The organism is Alteromonas sp. MB-3u-76 (assembly GCF_002831605.1).
In the GTDB taxonomy this organism is placed as follows: Bacteria; Pseudomonadota; Gammaproteobacteria; order Enterobacterales; family Alteromonadaceae; genus Alteromonas; species Alteromonas hispanica.
In genome coordinates this window covers 3,639,708-3,658,796 of record NZ_CP025115.1, presented here as the reverse complement: position 1 = coordinate 3,658,796, position 19,089 = coordinate 3,639,708, and the positions used below count along the sequence as shown (strand labels likewise).

At 41.4% G+C, this 19,089-nt stretch carries 18 protein-coding genes; 9 read left to right on the top strand and 9 right to left on the bottom strand.

Annotation, left to right across the window (positions count from 1 at the left end):
* Positions 1-321: 321 nt before the first annotated feature.
* The 3 genes from CW735_RS16250 to CW735_RS16240 all read right to left on the bottom strand — a co-directional run bounded on the left by CW735_RS16250 (position 322) and on the right by CW735_RS16240 (position 3,931).
* Positions 322-1,722 carry a HipA domain-containing protein gene (locus tag CW735_RS16250; protein WP_100972934.1) on the bottom strand — a complete coding sequence of 467 codons (1,401 nt, stop codon included), beginning with the start codon at positions 1,720-1,722 and terminating at the stop codon, positions 322-324.
* On the bottom strand, positions 1,706-2,026 hold the full coding sequence (locus tag CW735_RS16245) for a helix-turn-helix domain-containing protein (RefSeq protein WP_232368307.1): 321 nt from the start codon (positions 2,024-2,026) through the stop codon (positions 1,706-1,708). Before CW735_RS16245 ends, CW735_RS16250 begins: the two co-directional genes overlap by 17 nt.
* A gap of 774 nt (positions 2,027-2,800) precedes the next feature.
* Positions 2,801-3,931, bottom strand: a complete 1,131-nt coding sequence (locus tag CW735_RS16240; protein WP_100972933.1) for a hypothetical protein — start codon at positions 3,929-3,931, stop codon at positions 2,801-2,803.
* A gap of 78 nt (positions 3,932-4,009) precedes the next feature.
* Here CW735_RS16240 and CW735_RS19775 point away from each other — a divergent pair, with 78 nt between their 5' ends.
* Both CW735_RS19775 and CW735_RS19770 read left to right on the top strand, forming a co-directional pair.
* Positions 4,010-4,147: a hypothetical protein gene (locus tag CW735_RS19775; RefSeq protein ID WP_198520980.1), complete on the top strand. Its 138-nt coding sequence runs from the start codon at positions 4,010-4,012 to the stop codon at positions 4,145-4,147.
* A complete protein-coding gene (locus tag CW735_RS19770) occupies positions 4,147-4,284 on the top strand; it encodes a hypothetical protein (protein ID WP_012519791.1) in 138 nt (45 codons plus the stop codon). The genes CW735_RS19775 and CW735_RS19770 overlap by 1 nt, the downstream gene beginning before the upstream one ends.
* A 158-nt stretch (positions 4,285-4,442) precedes the next feature.
* On the opposite strand, the gene CW735_RS16235 is transcribed toward CW735_RS19770, so the two are convergent.
* The 4 genes from CW735_RS16235 to CW735_RS16220 form a co-directional block, all read right to left on the bottom strand.
* Positions 4,443-4,988 (bottom strand): hypothetical protein, encoded by a 546-nt coding sequence (locus CW735_RS16235; protein WP_100972932.1) that lies wholly within the window; start codon positions 4,986-4,988, stop codon positions 4,443-4,445.
* A gap of 215 nt (positions 4,989-5,203) precedes the next feature.
* Positions 5,204-5,515: a hypothetical protein gene (locus CW735_RS16230; RefSeq protein WP_100972931.1), complete on the bottom strand. Its 312-nt coding sequence runs from the start codon at positions 5,513-5,515 to the stop codon at positions 5,204-5,206.
* A 252-nt stretch (positions 5,516-5,767) separates the two neighbouring features.
* Positions 5,768-7,138: an IS4-like element ISUnCu9 family transposase gene (locus CW735_RS16225; RefSeq protein ID WP_100970794.1), complete on the bottom strand. Its 1,371-nt coding sequence runs from the start codon at positions 7,136-7,138 to the stop codon at positions 5,768-5,770.
* Between the two features lie 126 nt (positions 7,139-7,264).
* A complete protein-coding gene (locus tag CW735_RS16220) occupies positions 7,265-7,591 on the bottom strand; it encodes a hypothetical protein (protein WP_100972930.1) in 327 nt (108 codons plus the stop codon).
* Positions 7,592-7,699: 108 nt separating this feature from the next.
* Here CW735_RS16220 and CW735_RS16215 point away from each other — a divergent pair, with 108 nt between their 5' ends.
* Both CW735_RS16215 and CW735_RS16210 read left to right on the top strand, forming a co-directional pair.
* Entirely contained in the window at positions 7,700-8,023 is a 324-nt protein-coding gene (locus CW735_RS16215; RefSeq protein ID WP_100972929.1) for a hypothetical protein, read from the top strand.
* 135 nt (positions 8,024-8,158) lie between these two features.
* Complete coding sequence (locus CW735_RS16210; protein ID WP_232368306.1) at positions 8,159-8,455, top strand: hypothetical protein; 297 nt, start codon at positions 8,159-8,161, stop codon at positions 8,453-8,455.
* 119 nt (positions 8,456-8,574) lie between these two features.
* Here CW735_RS16210 and CW735_RS16205 read toward each other — a convergent pair whose 3' ends face one another.
* Complete coding sequence (locus tag CW735_RS16205) at positions 8,575-9,621, bottom strand: hypothetical protein (protein WP_100972927.1); 1,047 nt, start codon at positions 9,619-9,621, stop codon at positions 8,575-8,577.
* Positions 9,622-9,865: 244 nt separating this feature from the next.
* Here CW735_RS16205 and CW735_RS16200 point away from each other — a divergent pair, with 244 nt between their 5' ends.
* The 5 genes from CW735_RS16200 (at position 9,866) to CW735_RS16180 (ending at position 18,025) form a co-directional block, all read left to right on the top strand.
* A complete protein-coding gene (locus CW735_RS16200; RefSeq protein WP_100972926.1) occupies positions 9,866-10,798 on the top strand; it encodes a DUF5655 domain-containing protein in 933 nt (310 codons plus the stop codon).
* 117 nt (positions 10,799-10,915) lie between these two features.
* On the top strand, positions 10,916-12,562 hold the full coding sequence (locus CW735_RS16195) for a type I restriction-modification system subunit M (protein ID WP_100972925.1): 1,647 nt from the start codon (positions 10,916-10,918) through the stop codon (positions 12,560-12,562).
* Complete coding sequence (locus CW735_RS16190; protein WP_100972924.1) at positions 12,559-13,752, top strand: restriction endonuclease subunit S; 1,194 nt, start codon at positions 12,559-12,561, stop codon at positions 13,750-13,752. Before CW735_RS16195 ends, CW735_RS16190 begins: the two co-directional genes overlap by 4 nt.
* Positions 13,753-13,775: 23 nt before the next feature.
* Positions 13,776-17,201, top strand: coding sequence for a DEAD/DEAH box helicase family protein (locus CW735_RS16185; RefSeq protein WP_100972923.1), 3,426 nt, complete (start codon positions 13,776-13,778; stop codon positions 17,199-17,201).
* 23 nt (positions 17,202-17,224) lie between these two features.
* A complete protein-coding gene (locus tag CW735_RS16180) occupies positions 17,225-18,025 on the top strand; it encodes a DUF2971 domain-containing protein (protein WP_100972922.1) in 801 nt (266 codons plus the stop codon).
* On the opposite strand, the gene CW735_RS16175 is transcribed toward CW735_RS16180, so the two are convergent.
* Positions 18,011-18,967, bottom strand: a complete 957-nt coding sequence (locus CW735_RS16175) for an IS1595 family transposase (RefSeq protein WP_157812624.1) — start codon at positions 18,965-18,967, stop codon at positions 18,011-18,013. The two genes, CW735_RS16180 and CW735_RS16175, sit on opposite strands and share 15 nt — an antisense overlap.
* Positions 18,968-19,089 lie beyond the last annotated feature (122 nt).

Genomic DNA, 19,089 nt, shown 5'->3' with positions numbered 1-19,089 from the left:
TGAAATAAGGAATTAAAGGGATAAATACCGCACTTGCTATTTACTCAAGAAGTTAAATTTATCTCTAAAAAAACAAAGGCTTAAATTCAATACTACGGTTCAAACTCTTGACCGCAGATTCTCTGTCGCCTCAATGCTAGACTGGAATTGCGCTCGCTTATCTTCCTTTAAATACAAGGCTTGCAGCGAGAAGTAATAAAAAGTTCCCCTATATACCCTCAATAATGGGAATGTCTCATTCCTAATTTTGCTGAACAATGCGTTTTATTCAAGAGCACTATTTGCAGAAATCAGCTCAATAGTTTCATTGCTCTTTTACATTTAAAATAAATTCACCATTTCTGGTATGTGTTTCACTTCTTGGCCTAGTTCTTCAATGGCCTCATTAATGATCTGAATACAGACATCAATGTGTTTGATTTCCGATTCGCTTAACTGGTGCATCATCGCTTCGCTTTTTGCTTGCTGAATTGACTCTCTTACTGACTTGATCATTTGCCTCATCAATAATTGCAGACGAGGGAGTGATATACCAAATTCATGGGCGAAGTCTGCCAACATATAAGCAGTAAACGGGTGATTAAAATTACCAGCACTGCCAGCACTATATTCACCTATCGACATCGCGAAATGGTTTGCCATGCCTGTAGCTATTGCCACATTAGCGTTTTCATCAGCTTGCCTTGCCTGGATCTCTTGAATAATGGCCTCAATGTTTACTAAATCGTAAAATGGCGTAAGACTTAAACCCTGTTTACCCACAAAGAAACTGATGTTCTTACCGTGAGCATCATAGTTGCGCACTAAAATATTAAAGGTCATCCAGCGTATAAGTTGCGTTTGATACGCTTCGGCATTAGTTGTTTTTACATTGAACAGTTTAGGAAAAGACACACCATCACGAATATAAATACCGTCGCCTTCATCACCGTGTTGGCGTTCGTATTTGTAAGAAGGGGGCAGATTAGTAGCTTGACAGCCATCAATGACGTGACGGCGCATAACGCGATGTTGCTCTGTTATTAACTTACGGTCAAAACGGTCAATGACAAACGCGCTGACTTCTCCATATTTTCGTACCGTTACCTCTGGTACATCGATACCCGAATGTTTTGCCAGCAACATGGTAAATAATTCATTCACCGCAATAAAAGGCGCTTTTCCTGTTTCAAACTTAAAGATCTTATTTGAGCAAAGCTGACCTTCACCAAAGCCTAATTTGCCATCTATCTCTAATAAGTTAAGTTTATCTTGTACACCTGCGACTGATAGTCTTGTACGACCATCCCAATAGGTAATTGATTCTCCAGCATTCTTAAAACGAGCTAACTTTTCGATTAGTTCTTTATTAGTGACTTCTCGAAATGAAGTTTCGATCTCTTCATTGCTCCGACTTGTAAATGATAACGCGCCAGATGTGTCAGCGCCGATGATCTTGATAAGCCCAAAGGTATTATTTCTTGAGATAGTGTTATTACTCGTTATCTCTTCTAACCCTTTACCTTCAGGTAATAAGTTTTGTAGGAAGTTCCGAACCGCTCTGTGACCAAACTCACCGTTCAAAGGCAGATGGGGCGAGATAGCAAAACCCTCCTTAACCCAATCAGGCTCGTAAGTTAAGGTTAATTCGGTTTCAGAGCCTACAGGAATAGTTATTGCCGCAATTCTACGACCATGACCGATATAAACGTTCAGGGTATTTAGATTAGTACCAGTCATCACCTACCCCCGTTTCTACTTTGGAAGTCGCATCATCACAAAGAATGCTAAATGAAAGACCAAGGTACTCCATTACCTTGAGAAGGTTTGCTAACTTTACATTGGTATCGCCTTTTTCTATTTTCACCAGCGTTGGCTTTGAAATAGACAATGCTTCAGATACATCTACAAGAGACAGCCTCATACCCGTTCGCTTTGCAGTGATCGCTTCAGCAAGCTGAGTTGGGGTAAAGCGTTCTGATAAGTTAGGCATCGCTGAAGCCTTAACCGCTTTACCTTTTCTGTTTGTCTTGGCAAGATTACTCATATAAGTTAACTGTTATTTACTTTTAAATATAAAGTAATGCCGAAAAAGATATAAGTCAAATATAGTTTACTTATAGTATCTGAAAGCCTTTTCCTCATTAAAAGTCAGTTATAATTTACTTTTAATGCTTCAAATAAGAGGATAGGGAAGCCAGTTCATTTTTAATGGCGCGCCTTACTTCAGCACGCTGATGACCTGTATAGCCTCACGAGCATTCTTGAATCCAATTATGCGCCTCTTCAATGGAAAGAACATGCATTGAATGAATGCCATCACGCAAATCTCATAGGCTATATCTAACTCGGAAGAGGCATCATTTACCAGAAAATGCTCTACGTTATTTCCATATGGGTTAAATGATACTTCGATAACTTGTACATCTGTTTTTTCTAGTCGTCTTAGTAATGCTATAATACGCCATCTTATTTTCCGCCTAAAAACTTAGGGCCCCAAAAAGGCTTTTTCTGGACCCTGAAAGAGTGAAAATAAGGAATTAAAGGGACCCGAATTCAGAAAATTAAGTGCACCGCACTTGGCATTTACTCAAGAAGTTAAATATTATCTATATGAAACATGGACCTAAATTGAATACAACTGTTCAAGCTCTTGACCGCAGATTCTCTGTCGCTCCAATGCTCGATTGGACAAGCAGTTCTCTTATACCCCTTTAAATACAAGGTTTAAAGCAACGTTCCCTCAATACAATTCCACCTATTAGTCCCCGCGTTAGTGCGAAAGTCTCGCAAAACCATGCTAATTAAATTCGACGACATATCAAGGCTGGAGTGTTCCGTTTTTGATATAATGCTGGAAGCGTTTTTCCACGAGATCCCTAACTTTCTCTACCTTAGCGAACTCAGCTTCTATATGAGTAAGTAGTTGTTCGGTATCTTCCTTCTTGTTGCACCTTTTAACCAGCGTCATCTGAACTGAAGTCAGGCAGTTAGATATGAGATAAATGAGAAAAGCCTCCAGCTCCTTTTTAGAATCCCCAAATGAGTAATAAGAAACGAGTAGGTTCTTCCTGAACGCACTAAACGTGAAGAGGCTATCTTTCCTCCACCGTTTAAACTGCTGCTTAATTGCCTCCACATCGGGATCAACGGTATCTGGTATACAGTCTTTACCTAACTCATCATCTTGCTGTTTCATAACCGCAATATGTTTGTAAAAATGAGTCCAAGGCTTAGTCTTGCCCTCATGGTGGATACGCTCGTATTCTTTTTTGAATTTGGACAGCAACTTTTCATTGCTGTGAGAAAACTCACTCTTATCTTTGTCCAGCGTCGGCATGATCGAGTTAATTAATTTAGGTTTCTCTTGATGAATCCAGATTGCAGCAATTTTTTCAAGGACAATGCACCAATAAAGCGTTATGCGAGTGAGGAATGTAATGTCGGCTTTAGGCGAGTTTTCTTCCATCACTTCTTGGTTCACGGTTAACCATATTGATATATATTGATACAGTGCCTCCCGCGAAGCTCCCTTTTTACATTCACGCAGAAAAGCTCGCTCAGCTTCACAGTGTTCCTCGATAAATAGCAGTATGTCCTTAATGTCTTTATCTTCTTCATCTAAAGCGTGACGAAATCCGCTTACCCATGAGCGGATGATGATCCAATCCCCGACAATATCTCCCTTCTGGTACTCGGGTTGCCAAGAGAAGTTGGGCTTTTTTTTATGAGGAAGGTGGGTAAAAAAATTTACTACATCATCGACTGTTGAAGTTCCGGCCCTGATATTTCTAAATAACTGTTGGTCATGGGTATAAGTGTCTTTGCCAGTAAAAAGCCGTGCACACTTAACGATAAAATCAGCCTCACTTTTGATGAGCTTTGATGCATCGATCAAAAGCCTTGGCAGGCCGTGAAACATCAAACCGATATCTTGTTTATCCCCAAACATATTTCACTCAAATGTCCCTTTTTTCATGGTTGTATTAAATCAGAATACACGTCGAGCAACAAATAAGGAGAAGCTCTAATGTCAAACATCAAACCTACAGACAACTCAGCGAACATGACCAATCGCAATAAAGGTACATCTGGAACAAACAAGCAGTACGACCAAGCGATGGGCAACCGTGGAAAGCAAATTCAACAAAACAGAGGTAAAAAATAATGAGTAGAACATCGAATGACGACAGAAGCGACAGCATGAACCCAAACAACGATGCTTATTGGGATAGTTTGGACAATCATGCTGACCAACTGAATCCAAATAACGATGAATATCGTGGCGAGGATGATGAAGATTAATAGTTGTTGAAAGGGAAGCTAAGCTTCCCTTTTCATACAGCAAGGCTTCTTTCAGAGGGCCGTACTCGTTCCAAATACCGGAAACATAAGCACTATTTTGATAACGTATGTTTCAACAAATTTCATGTATCAACTATTTAGCCAATTCAGGCTTGAATCTAATCAGTCGAACTATCCCCCAGAACCACTACCTCCCTCTTTTTGTAAAAGTAGTCAGCTAGATCTAGCACGCTTACCAAGGGACGAGATTTGCGATTTTCTTTCTCGACTTCCATGTAGCACAAATCTTTATAAGCTCCGCTTTTCAGCTTTGCTTCCGCCGAACTTGGCGCAATTTGGAAAAGCTTAGCGGCCTCAGCAAAGGGAACAACAGCGCGATTGCCTAGCTGCTGAAAGAAAAGGGTGGCAAGTTGATGTTTAGACATTAACGCGTTTAGCGCATCCACAGACTGTTCGTGAAGACTGTTATCTTGCATGTTTTTTGGGGTACTCAGTTTAGCTGACTTGCTTGCGACTAAATCCTTAGCCACTTGCATCAACGAAATATCACAATCCAATTCCTTAGACTGTGCGAAATACTTTGCCAGATCGGTAAGAAGCGTCTTCGAAGCAGGTTTCGCTGCAAACCACGTTGAGATATCACTTGGTTGTACATACGCATTATTGAATTGTTGAACCAGTAATGAAAATAAAGTGGTTACCATCGATACAGCCTCATTTTGTTCTGACAGGTAAAAGTGTATTTGGAAAAGCGAGAAATAAACACAACCTCATTTGCGCTTTAGTGAAAATAATCTGTTCTTTGGGACTGGCACACTTTTGAAACCTTATTAAAAGTTGACGTGATGTCCCTGCTAACCATCGTTTATCAGACCAAGTATTCACAAGCGTGCGAATCCAGCTCAACCGTAATTAAACACTACGGTGCAACTGGCGATATGAAGAAGTTTGCAATCATTTGGCGATCCTTCATTTCCAAACGAAACGCAGCTTCCACAAAATCAAATTTCAATGCGTCTTCGTCAGAACCCGTCCAGACTGCCTTGAAAAAACGGAAGAGAAGGCGGTCACTTTTGGTCATATAGACACTTTCATCATCAAGTAACAGCAACTCACCATCGTCATGTTTTTCAAAGTCCCAGTATTTTTCGAGCTTTGGGTAATGCTTTAGCATCGAACGAAAGTTAGCCGTATCGGGGTTAGGTTCAAAGATGATTTTCGTTGTGAACATTGGTTCTCTCTACGATGACAAATTATTGGTAAATGTTAGCGATTAGGCATACACAAAGCGCCTTAAAATCAAAAAATTGTTTGAAATTTATTTTGGTGACTATTAGTTAGGAGCTAGGATGTTGTTTGAAGTTGAACTATTGAGCTTCGTCGCGATTCACCGCAGCGTTTATGAGAGGAAGAACGATGGATACAGAGGTTTTGAACTCGCCTGTTAGGTATAAATAAAGCCAGCGAAAAGCCTGTCTCTTGATCACAAGTCGATATCAAGAGACAGGGCTAGCTCATAGCCTTCAAGGATGGTTTGCAGTTTGAACCATCCTTGCCATATGACTTTCACAGACGCTCTCCCTGTTCTTTTTGTATCTTTCCACCCTCCTAGCTTTGCAAGCTCCGTATAGGCCCATTTCATTGAGGGGGCTGAGTCAGGTGGTGTCTTACTCACTCGTTTTAACCATAATAACTTCCATGCTTTAGGTGATAGGACTTCTTCACAGCTACTATCGTCCGGTCGGTCTTTTGCGAATTTGAGTTGAAGGATCCTTACGGCAATAAACGCGTTTATTGTGACTAGACGCTCAACGTTTTCCTTACTTTGTAAGCGCGAAGCTTCGATATTAGTACCGTCACTTTTCCACGCCTTATGATATTCTTCTACTAACCAACGATGCTCGTAATAGCCAATTATTTTTTGTGCTTGCGCTTGATTTGTGATGGGTTCATTTGTCAGTAAATGCCAGCATAACGCCTCTTTTGAATTACCGCGCTCTACACATCCGACGTAGTATAAAGGAAGTGATTCACCACGTTTATTGCTAGGAACCTTGAGCGTAACGGGAGCAAATACAATATCCAACGTCACGTTTCGTGCTTTGCGCCCTCCTTTTTGCGGAATATGTATTTGCTTGTGCCCTGCACTTTTTAACTGACTGGCATAGTGATATAGCTTGTTTTCGCCTTCCTCAATGTGCCGACTTTGCATTGAACGAACAATAAACCGCTGCTGAGTTGTTAGCTTATAAAGTAGGTACTCGTAGATATCGGCTTCTCGGTCACAGACGGATATCACATCATCTATCTTTGCGCCCAGTCTTGCTGACATATTGATTGATGCTGACTCCCACTTGTAGCCTTCTTTCTCAGTGTATGGTGTCGATGCATGTTTCGCTCTTTTACCACGCGTTGTTATGTCTCGTGTCCAACGCGACTGTTCAATCAGTCCAACTATTTCTTGTGATTCCGGCGCAAAAAGTAAGACACTATGGGCAAGCATACCGCGGCAACGGTTACCCTGATTCACGTGTCCAAGTTCGTTTCGAATACTTTTATGGCTGTATGAAATGGTCGTAGTATCTTCTAGGGCAAGTAATGTTTTGTGTTGCGCAGCTTGTACAGCTGTAACGTTAAATCCAGTTTCAGCGATTGAAGTCGCATCTACACTTTCATTTCTAATGAAGCGGTATGCTCCTTCCATATCGGCGGGGGATTCAGTGATATTCACAAGAGGCTTTCCTGGTGTATTGGCAAGTGTTGCAGCTAATTTTACCAGACGAGATGTACGACGAGGATCTCCTAGATTTGCTTCTCCAAACGTTTTTTCAGCCCACTCTACATTATCAATCATAATCTTTCCCAATGAGTTAAGTGAAAGATCTGATCAGAGTTGGAAGGAAGAGTTCAAAAAAATCCCCACTAATTACTTAGTAGGGATTTGTGTATAAGAGACAGGCGAAAAGCTGGCTTCAGTAGTTCAAAGTCTCTTGATGAACTTTGAAACGCTACAGTTGAACAAATAATGAAAATGAGGCAACGCGGCGCTTTCGAGAACGTGCTGCGTGACTTCTGACTCAAAATGTTTCAGAACCGAGAAGTGCGGTGTGAAATAAACACCCGCTACAGTTCTGAACTTCTCGTCCAAACTCATCATCAAGTCGAAGCTGAGCAGCAGAAACTCAGTTCGAGTTGCATAATTTCTCACGTAATAGATATACGAGCCTTCGCTCTCGTATAAAGCAATGTAGTCCTCATCATCTGAGATGCAATGCTTTGGCTGTTCAACAACTGTTAGATGCGTCATGTCTTATTCCCTTTCCTGGTTAGTCTTATCTTTTAATAAGTCAGTAATAGGGAAATTTTTCTGACAGAGAGGCTAAGTAGTCATGAATAACAACAAAAAGGAAAATTTATGACTACAAATACCTATCTATGCTCCGCAATCGTATCCGACATTTTTTATAATCTGGCAAACGCATTTGAGGCTTACCGTGACGAATTTGATGGGAGTCAGTACAGAAACAATCAGCACATGGAAGACACAATTATGAATGTGATAATGAAGAATCATATAGTGGCGAATCCAGCGTATTTTCCCGTGATACGTGAACTCATCGGCGTTGTATTGAGTGAGCCTGAGCTTTATGCCGAGTGGACAGAAGACGATTTAGATTTTTTCTCAAAACAGATGAAGTTGGACTTTCACACTGAAGAAAGAGAGGAGTTTCCCATCTAGGAGCCTAGTTACTTCTAAGGACAAAACAGGAGTAACAAAATGCAAGACTTAAAAACATCTATCATCAGGAAATATCAACGGCGATCAAGGTCGCCATTCGAAGGAGATGACTCAACGATTCTATTATTAGCGAATGTGACTGCTGAACCATCTGGCATTGTGTTGGATTACCAGCGATACGTTTATTTGCATCGCGATAATGTCGGCAGATGGTTGGGTATATCAATTAGCCATTCTCTTGAGCAGGAGATGGAGGACGGAGGTGGTAAATATCGTCAGGGAAGGGAAGCGCTTTCTCTACTGCTTTCCTATCATCAAGAGATAACCGACTTTTTGAGACATTTTTCTGGTGATGTTGAAAGTATTTTTGGTATCGATGCTGAAACGTGGATGATTGCGTGTAAAGCACGATGGAAAAAACTATCTAAATAATACTGGCGACTCATTAGAGTCGCCCTTTTATGGTATCTTAAAAACTTAAATATTGTTAATTTCTACGTGATACAAGATTTAGCGAAGAGGGGGGGTTACCGCCTCTTTATGATGATTATTTAGTGATATTTTACTATTCTTTCTTTAACTATTACATCACTTGTTTCATCTGCAACCCATTCACTATTTAATTTTTTGTATGTTTTTATCGTTCTTTTTTTATGCATTCCGTTGTCATAGAATTCAAAAGTATTCGTAAAAGCTTTCGGGCCATCGAATGAATCTGAGACAGTAGGCAAGACGTATTTTTGGCTGACCACGTTTTCAAGCGATTCAAAATCAATTTCATATCGTAAAATTGATTTGTAATATCTGTTTAAAGATATTTTAGACTTTAATTTTCCTGAGTCGCTATATTTATACTCAACCTCTATGTCGGGTTTTCGAAGAGCTTTTGGATCATATGGATAATACTTAGTTGAAAGCACCTTTTCGCGTTCTATTTGAATATCTAAGCGCCACTGATCACCACTATCGATATCTTCTTCAAATACTTGTATAAGGCTTGGTTTGTAAAAAAAGTTCCAAGTTTTGGCAATCTCACCGCTTTTATCGTAGTAAAGCACTGCTTTTAATCTTCCATCAGAGTGGTACTTCAAAGCCTTGACCGTTTTTTCCTGAGCTTTTTGGGGATCGTATACTTCAAGTTTGAGTTTAGGGTTAAAATATTCTTTGGATTGTGATTCTACTCTGCCGTTTTTAAGTCTAGTAGTATAAGTTCGCCACAAGTATCCGTCTTCAAATTCGTGAGTTTGGATTTCATCTTTATTTTTCTTAACAAACTTGTACTCAGTTACTTTTGTTTTATCAAAGTACGGCGTTTCTGACCGCACAATATTACACTTTTCGTCATACCAAACTTTTTCGGAGGAGCCTTCATTTTTTTCCAAACGCTGTTCTCCGTATTCGTTCTTAACCGTAAATGTTGATTCTTCAGTGTAAGAGATTCTTAGGTTATTATTAAAATGCGGTGTGCAGTCCTCATAAAGTCCATTCATGTAAATATAAGACTCTGCTTTATGCCTCGTTTCTACAATATTTAAAGTGTGCGAGTGAGAGTTATATGAAAATGCTGCTAAAAGAAGAATAAAAGTCGTCCTTAACATGTATTACTCCGATTTTTATAATTTTTAATTCAGTAAACCCTTTATGCTATGTTCAAAATGCGCGAGTGTATAGTCTTAATCTTGCGGAATCTAGGCGTAAAGTCTCAGGCGCGATTAAAGAGTGCATAGTTGAAGTGCTCGGATACTTAAGGTACTGCTTGAAATTAAGATATCATGAATCCAGTATTCTTAAGCAACAATACCCCTGGCCAGATGCAGTGGCAATAAAATGCAGGAAGCATAAATGAGCGATATTAAATTATTCAGAACGCTACCAAATTCAGTTGAAGAATTAACGCCGAAATCAGCTAAGCTCGAACGGGAGCTTCAGAAGCAGATAGAAGCGAACATGGATACGTTTCTTAGTATCCGTTTCCTGGCTACTGAATTTTCAACATCTAATGGTGGTCGCATAGATAGCCTAGGATTAGACGAGAACGGATGTCCTGTCATTATCGAGTACAAACGGCACTCGAATGAAAATGTGATAAACCAAGGTCTGTTTTATCTGGACTGGCTGCTAGATCACAAAGCCGATTTCAAGCTACTGGCGATGTCAGTGCTGGGTAATGATGTTGCCGATACAATTGAGTGGTCTGGCGCACGTCTTGTTTGCATCGCTTCAGACTTTAATCGTTATGATGAGTACGCCATTAAGCAGATAGATCGTAATATCGAGCTAATGCGCTACAAGTATTTTTCTAATGATTTACTGCTCCTTGAGCTAGTGAATACCCAGATATCCTCTAAGCCTGCTGCTCAAGAGCCAGTCACCGTTAACACAGTGCAGGCAGAGACTAAAAAGACGTCAGCTTACGACTGGACGATGGAAAAAGCTAAGAGTCAGTGTAGCGAAACATTGCTATCACTTTTTGACGAACTGTGTTTATTTACAGAATCGCTGAGCGATGACATCGTTCGCAAAGACTTAAAGTTGTACACCGCATTCAAAAGAATCAAAAACCTCGCATGTGTCAGCATTGTGCCAAACAAAGATCCTCGGGTGATCATATGGCTCAAGCTTGATCCTGCCTCAATAGAACTTGAAAGCGGTTTTACAAAAGATGTGCGCAATGTCGGTCATTGGGGGACAGGTGACCTAGAAATTGAAATTCGCAATGAAGAGCAGGCGAATAAAGCAAAAGTTCTCATACAGAAAGCGTTTGAAGAAAGCTGATATTCTTCAATGCAAAGAGGCTTAAAACCTCAGGTAATGTTACAATCTCGGGCAATATAGAAGCCATCATAGTAGGGCATTAAAGCCCTAAGAAGTAAACAGGACAACTCCAAAAAAATGCTAACAGGCAAACTAAAAAATCAAGTCGATGAAATCTGGGAAGCCTTCTGGACGGGTGGTATCACCAACCCTATCTCAGTTATCGAACAGTTCACTTATCTTCTGTTTATTCGTCGCTTAGACGAAATTCACACGGCGCGTGTAAAAAACGCGCTGGTCATGGAAACCGAAATCGAGAAGCCGATTTTTGGTACTGAGCAAGACAGCTATCGCTGGAGCAAATTTAAAAACCAAGATCCTCAGGTTATGTTCGAGTTGGTTCGCGACAAGGTTTTTCCGTTTATTAAAACGATAAACGGTGAAGATACAACCTTCGCAAAACACATGCGAGATGCCATCTTTATGGTGCCTACCGCTGGCCTGTTGGATCGCGTTGTTACCATGATTGACAAAATTGACATGGACGACAGAGATACCAAAGGTGATTTGTATGAATACATGCTCAGCAAATTACAAAGCTCAGGCACGAATGGTCAGTTCAGAACACCGCGTCACATCATCCAAATGATGGTTCAAATGACAGCGCCAAAACTAGATGGCGATAAGTCAGACGTTATCTGCGACCCAGCATCCGGCACCTGTGGTTTCCTTATGGCAGCTGAAGAGTATGTGCGTAATACTCAGGGTGGTGCGCTAATGCGCCCAGAAAACTCAAAGCACTTCCATAACCAAATGTTCAACGCCTATGACTTCGATCAGCATATGCTGCGAATTGGGGCCATGAACCTAATGCTGCATGGTGTAGAGCACCCAGTTGTTGAGTATCGCGACAGTTTAAGCGACCAAGGCGAGCAAAACATCAAAGATAAGTTTACGCTGATTTTAGCAAACCCACCATTTAAAGGCAGCGTGTCATATGATGATTTAGCGCCGGACTTACTTACCGCTTTGGGTAAAACACCGAAGAAAGCTACAGCGAAAACAGAAACCGACGAAGAAGGTAACAAGAAAAAGAAAAAAGGCCCGTCCGAAAAAACAGAGCTACTTTTTCTAGCACTTATTCTTCGAATGCTTCAACCAGGTGGCCGTGCTGCGGTAGTAGTGCCTGACGGTGTGTTATTTGGCTCTACTAAGTCTCATAAAGAAATTCGCAAAACACTGGTTGAAGAGCACAAACTGGAAGCAGTGGTATCACTACCCTCTGGGGTGTTCAAACCCTACGCGGGGGTATCAACGGCAATCTTGTTTTTTACTAAAACCAATGATGGCGGCACCGATAATGTGTGGTTTTACGACATGCAGGCTGACGGTTTTTCTCTCGATGATAAACGTACGCCTCTTATCAAAGAGCAAGCCTTAACAACTGAAGCTGATGCTATCGATTATAAAGCGGCTGAAGGTGAAAGCCTGGAGAAGGGACAAGCCCCTTCGGAGCTTGAAAATCATAAACTCAATAACATTCCCGATGTGTTGTTCCGTTGGCAACATTTGCAAAATGAAACTGATCGCGAGCGCATAGAACAAAGCTTCTTCGTACCGCTATCTGACATTCAATCGAATGACTATGATCTTTCCATTAACCGTTACAAAGAAGTGGTTTATGAAGAGATTGAATATGAGTCTCCAAAAGTAATTCTAAAGAGAATTAAAGTGCTTCAGGCTGAGATGGACAAAGGTATTGCTGACTTGGAGTCTATGTTGTGAGTTGGCCCCTTGTAAAATTAGGAAATTGTGCAGAAGTCGTATCTGGCGGAACTCCGAAGCGCGATGAGTCAGCTTATTGGGATGGTGACATATACTGGGTTACACCAAAGGATCTTTCGAAGCGAAGTGATATTTATCTTTCTAAAACTCCAGAAAAAATTACCGAGCTTGGCCTTCGGAAGTCGTCTGCCAATTTGCTCCCTGTCGGTACAGTGCTTTTTAGTTCAAGGGCACCAATAGGTCATGTTGCAATTACGAAGACCGAGATGTGTTCAAATCAAGGGTTTAAAAGTCTTGTGCCAAAAGAAGGGCTGGACTCGTTATATCTCTATTTTTGTCTGAAATTTTATAAAACAGCTATAGAAAACCTCGGAAATGGTGCTACTTTTAAAGAGGTCTCTAAGAAAGTAGTAGAAAATTTCGAGATCCCACTTCCCCCTCTGCCTATTCAAAAACAAATAGCGGCGGTACTCGAAAAAGCAGATAACTTGCGCAAGCAAAGTCAGCAAATGGAGCAAGAGCTTAACTCGCTTGCGCAATCTGTGTTTTTAGATATGTTTGGTGATCCAGTTAAGAATACTAAAAGCTGGCCTAAGAGTTACTTTAAAGACGTAAGCAAAAAATTGACGGTTGGAGTGGTTGTAAAACCAGCCTCTTATTATGTTAATTCAGGTGTGCCAGCGCTAAGATCACTTAATATTAAGAATGGCGAAATCTCAACTGATAAGCTTGTCTTCTTTTCAAATGAAGTTAACGATACCGTGCTCAGTAAATCTAAACTGAGGCAAAGAGATATCGTTATCGTGCGCTCAGGTCAGCCAGGAAAAGCAGCAGTAGTTCCCCCTCAACTTGATGGTTGTAATGCGATTGATATTTTAATTTGTAGAGTTGATGAAACAATTATTCTTTCCGAGTATGTAACCTTTTTCTTAAACTCAGAAGGTGGGCGAATTCTAGTTCTTGCTAACGAAAAAGGGCAAATACAAAAGCACTTGAATGTTGGTGAGCTAGGTAAATGCAGCATCCCAGTGCCTCCAATTCACCTTCAGCTCGAATTCGTAAATAGACTGCGAGCAATTAAACTTCAATTAGATACTGCGAGCAAAAACGTCATTAGAATTAATGAACTATTTAACTCGCTAATACAACGCGCTTTCAAAGGCGAACTTGATTTAAAAGATGTAGCATAAGGATGTAATAGCAAGGAACGCTGATGTCGAACTTCGAATTTTTAAAAGAGTGGCCCCAACTTCACGAACATGCAGTTATTGCTGAGCAGCAAGTAAACGCTGAGCCGCGTTCAAGCTGCTTCTACAGCCGTTACACGCTGGAGCGCACTGTAAAGTGGATGTTCGAGTTCGACAGTTGGTTGCAGGAACCAAAGTACGATAACTCTCTCAACACTCTTGTCAATGACCCCGAGTTCAAACGCAGTCTGGGCAGTAACGTTTTTCCCAAAATAAAAGCAGTCCAGCGTGCAGGGAATAATGCAGTACATAGCGAGCGTAAAGTTAGCGTCGCAGAAAGCATTCAAACCTTAAAAGAGCTACATCACTTCCTGTATTGGTTCTACCGTACATATACCTCTAATAAGCCGCCTACCGACCAGCTTTTTGATACAGCGAAAATCCCAAATACTGTACAGGTAGACGCAAACCTTGTGATAAACAGTGCCAAGCAGCTTAAAGCACTGCAAAAGCAACTGTCTGAGCGTGATGAGAAACACAAAGAGCGGCAAGAACAATTACTGGCTGAAAATGAAGCGCTAAAAAAAGAGCTAGAAGCTCATAAAGCTAAAGTTGCTGAAGACAAGAAGCAAAACCAGCAAGTCAAAGATAGCCATAACTATAATGAAGCAGAAACCCGTAAGTTCATAATCGACCAATACCTGAAAGAAGCAGGCTGGGATGTCACAAAGCCCAACACCGTGGAATTCAAAGTTTTAGGAATGCCCAACAATAAAGGGGTTGGGTACGTCGATAATGTACTATGGGGTAGCGATGGAAAGCCGTTAGCAGTTGTAGAGTCGAAACGTACTACGGTTGATGCCACGCAGGGCAGACAGCAAGCGGTACTCTATGCCGACTGTTTAGAAAAAGCATACGGCCAGCGCCCACTCATTTACTACACCAACGGTTATGAAATTCACTTTTGGGACGACACACAGCAGCCTCCAAGAGCAGTTCAGGGGTTTCATAACCGTGATGAGATGCAGCGCATCATTGATAGGCGGGCACTTCGGGTTCCGCTGACAGACGTTGCTATTAATACTGACATAGCAGGTAAAGATCGCCCGTATCAAACCCTTGCCATTCAAAGCGTGTGCGAACGCTTCACGTTAAACCAGCGCAGGTCGCTGTTGGTGATGGCAACTGGTACAGGTAAAACACGAACAACTATCGCGTTAGTGGATGTGTTGATGCGTGCAGGTTGGGTGAAAAATGTCTTATTCTTGGCTGACCGAAATGCACTGGTTAATCAAGCCAAGAAAGAGTTCTCAAAACTTCTACCCAAAACATCGCCTGAAATCCTCACATCAGCCACCGATACGCTGCGCGGAAGGCTCTACTTATCAACCTATAATACGATGATGAACTTGTTGAGCGTTGATGCACGAGACCGTTTGTTTGGTATAGGGCATTTCGACCTAGTTATCGTAGATGAAGCTCACCGTAGTATTTATAAGAAGTACCGATATATTTTCGAATACTTCGATGCATTGTTACTTGGCTTAACCGCGACACCTAAGTCAGACATTGATAAGAATACCTACGATATTTTTGACCAGCCTGACGGCGATCCCACCTATGCTTATGAACTTGAAGAGGCAATTGCAGATAAAAAGCTAGTGCCGCCAAAAGATGTTGCTGTCGATTTGGGCTTTATTCGCGAAGGTATTAAATACAGCGATCTAAGCAAAGACGAAAAAGAAGAGTGGGAAAGTAAAGAAGAGCTTGTTGAGCGTGATGAAGTGTTACCAAGCGAGGTGAACAAGTTCTTATTCAACAAACCTACAGTAGATAAAGCACTAGAGGTGTTATTTGAGCGAGGCATTCGAGTAGCTGGAGGAGAGCGGTTAGGTAAAACCATTATTTTTGCCGCCAACAATAAACACGCAGAATTTGTTGTAGACCGTATTAATGCAAACTACCCCAAATATAAAGGGAAGCTTGCCAGAGTTATCACCTATAAAGAGAAATATGCCGACTCACTTATAGAAGAATTCAAAGGCGAGAAGAAGCCCGCCGATCCCAATTGCCCACTTTCCATTGCGGTCTCTGTAGACATGCTGGATACAGGCGTTGACGTGCCTGAAGTCGTCAATCTGATGTTCTTCAAAGTAATAAAGTCCAAAGTGAAGTTCCTTCAAATGCTAGGGCGGGGAACAAGGCTTTGTGATGACTTGTTTGGGCCAAGCGATGATAAGGTTTTCTTTAAAGTTTTCGACTGTTGCAAAAACTTTGAGTATTTTGAAATGCAGCCCGAGGGCGCAAAAGACTCAGGCAGTAAAACCCTCTCACAAGCCATTTTTGAAAAGCGCCTAATTCTGTCACAACATTTGAAAAGCAATGAACAGTTCGGCACTGATGGAGCTGAATTACAACGTTCACTGGTACAGAATTTACAAAACCGCGTAGCGGGTATGAATCTGGACAACTTCATCGTTCGACCTCGACGGAAGGTAGTTGAGAAGTACCAGAAGCCAGAGACTTGGCAGCACCTAACAGATGAGAATGTGGGCGAGATTCAAAAGCATATTTCTGACTTGCCCACTGAAGCAGAACCAATAGAGCCGCGAGAGAAAGACGAAGAGTTAGCGCTGCGTTTCGACCACATGTTACTTACTATGCAACTAGCAATGGTTGAGAAAACAGGTATCAGCGACTATTACCGCGACAAACTGGTAAATATTGCAGCGAAGCTTGAAAGCAAGACTAGTGTTCCTGCTATAGCCGAAGAAGTGGAATGGCTTGAGTATATTCAGTCTGCCAATTTCTGGACTGATCTTACGTTAGATGAGTTGGAACAGACGAGAAAACGTCTTCGACTTCTCATGCGCTTTATGGATAAGGAAGGCACGGGCTACGTTTACACTAACTTTCAAGATGAGCTTTTAGGTGTTAATGAGAATGAAGGCATCTATGTTCCAACTAGTGGCAATGAACTTCAGCTATATAGAAAGCGCGTAGAGTCTTATATTAAAGAAAACCAAGACAACTTGACCATCGCTAGACTTCGCAAGAATTTGCCTATCACGCGTCTGGATTTAGACGAATTAGACGTTAAATTGATGGCAGTGAGTGGTATCGGTGACCTCACGCAGTACCAAGAAACAATTCACCCAGATAAGAGCCTTGGTGTATTCATTCGTGAGTTGGTTGGAATGGACAGGGGCGCAGCCAAAGAAGCCTTCGCAGAATATTTGGATGAAGCGAAATTCAATGCCCAGCAACTGAGATTTATCAATACAATCATCGATTATCTTACGCAAAACGGCGTGATGAGTGCTAAACAGTTAGCACAACCGCCTTTTAGTGACATTCACTATGAGGGGGTAACAGGCGTGTTCTCGCTGGATGAGGCAATTCAGATAAGAGATACATTGAAAGGCATTGAGAAAATGGCGGTAGGGGAGTAAGTCTTAAGACCAACTGGGGGATTATGAAATTATATAAATTTCGTTCGTTTGATACCTATAGCCTGACCGCACTTCAAAATAATTATATTTGGTTTAGCAAGACTAAAGACTTTAATGACCCGTTTGAAGGTGCGTTCCTCTTGGATGAGAAGATTCCGCCAAAGCTGGTTGCGCAAGCTCTAAAACAGACTACTTTTAAATCCAAAGAGGAGATCGGTGCCGAGCGGTATCTAGAGATGCTTAAATCAATGGGACTAGACGAAAATTCCGTGACTAATGAGCAGTTATTTCACGCGCTAGTAAAGCAAAGCTTAGATAGTGTGATTAATGTCTATTCTAATATGATGATGGGATGTTTCTCAAAGTGTACGGCAGAAAGAGACCCTATTTATGAAAACCTGATGTGGTCACATTATGCTGATGGATTACGAGGTTATTGCCTTGTATTCGATCTTGAGCAGTTGGGAGAAGATTTTAATTCCATTGAGAACCATTCAGTAGCTTCTATTGACGTCAGGTATCAGGATTCACCGAGTTCTCTAAGCCTTGAGGAGTTTATTTCTACTGGTGTAATGTTTGGTGTAGAAAACTTCGAGTATGTAGATAAAGCAGCCAGAGTATTTTCAACAAAATCTCCTTCGTGGGATTATGAAAATGAGGTTAGGTTTATGTCTCATTTAAAAACTAATAAGCACGTATATTCTGCCGATGCCCTACTCGAAATTGTTATTGGTAGTAAAATGCCACAAGAGCAACTTTCTCTGTTATCTGCAATTGCTAATAATGTGAAGCCTGGAATTTCAATAAGGCTATGTTCGGATTAACTGTTGTTGAATCGAAAAGAGCCTGTTTTCGTTAAGGTTTTCTGGATTATCCATAAACCTGAACCAACCCAGGTAGTGTTCCAAGTATTTTGTGGCTACTCCGTTAAACCGTTTTATCCACGCTTTCAGACGGCTGTGATAGGCGTTAACATTTTGAATGTGAAAGACTTTATCTATCACCTTAATTCCTCCTGCCACATCTAAGCGCTTGTGTATTAAATCATTTTTCTCAGAAAGAGCTATGTAGGGCTTATAGCCATCACTACACAACACACTGTCTTTCTCTAATTTTCCTGCTAGCTCCTGATGCAAAGCTTCCGATGTAACACTTGGCACAACGGCTTCATACGTACTCTTAGCTCGGTCTCTGACCGTTAAAACTGGCACCCAATCATCCTTTGAACGCCCTCGTTTTTTCGCTTTCACCCCTCTTTTACGGGGCTGACGAGTCATCCGTTTTGAGCCTTTCTCTGAGTAGGGAAAAAGTGTTTCGTCTGCCTCGATAATGCCTTCTAATTTGCTCGCTTTCAGTGCTGATGGTAGCGCCAAGAATCGGTGCCGCCACCTGAACGATGTTTCAAGGTGGAGGCCACATTCTTCGGCACATTTACGCAATGGCTTACTGTCCAGCATACAGCGAATATATTCTAACCAAAGCTCTTTGTACCTCAGTCGAGCTAGCGGTGTCGCCGTTGTCGCTACAAAGGTTTTGCCGCAGTTCTTGCAGCGATAACGCTGCATCTTGTTTACCTTGCCGTGCCGATTGATCAGTGAGCTATGGCAGTGCGGACATTCAGGGTTTTCAACCATCCGCTCCTCAAGCTCTGTTATCAACTGTGAGACGCTATCAGTGCCTTTCAGCAGCTTCTCAACATAACGGGTTTGACTATCTGTTAAGTGTTCTAACTCGGCTATAAGCTTTGTAAATTGTGCTGGGATCATGATCAACCCTCAATAACTGTATTCATATACAGTATAGCAACAATTTAGCAGAACATAGCCTTCAATAAAAACAGCAAGCTTAGAGCCTGGAACATACAGACTGCGGATTTGTTAAAGCCTTT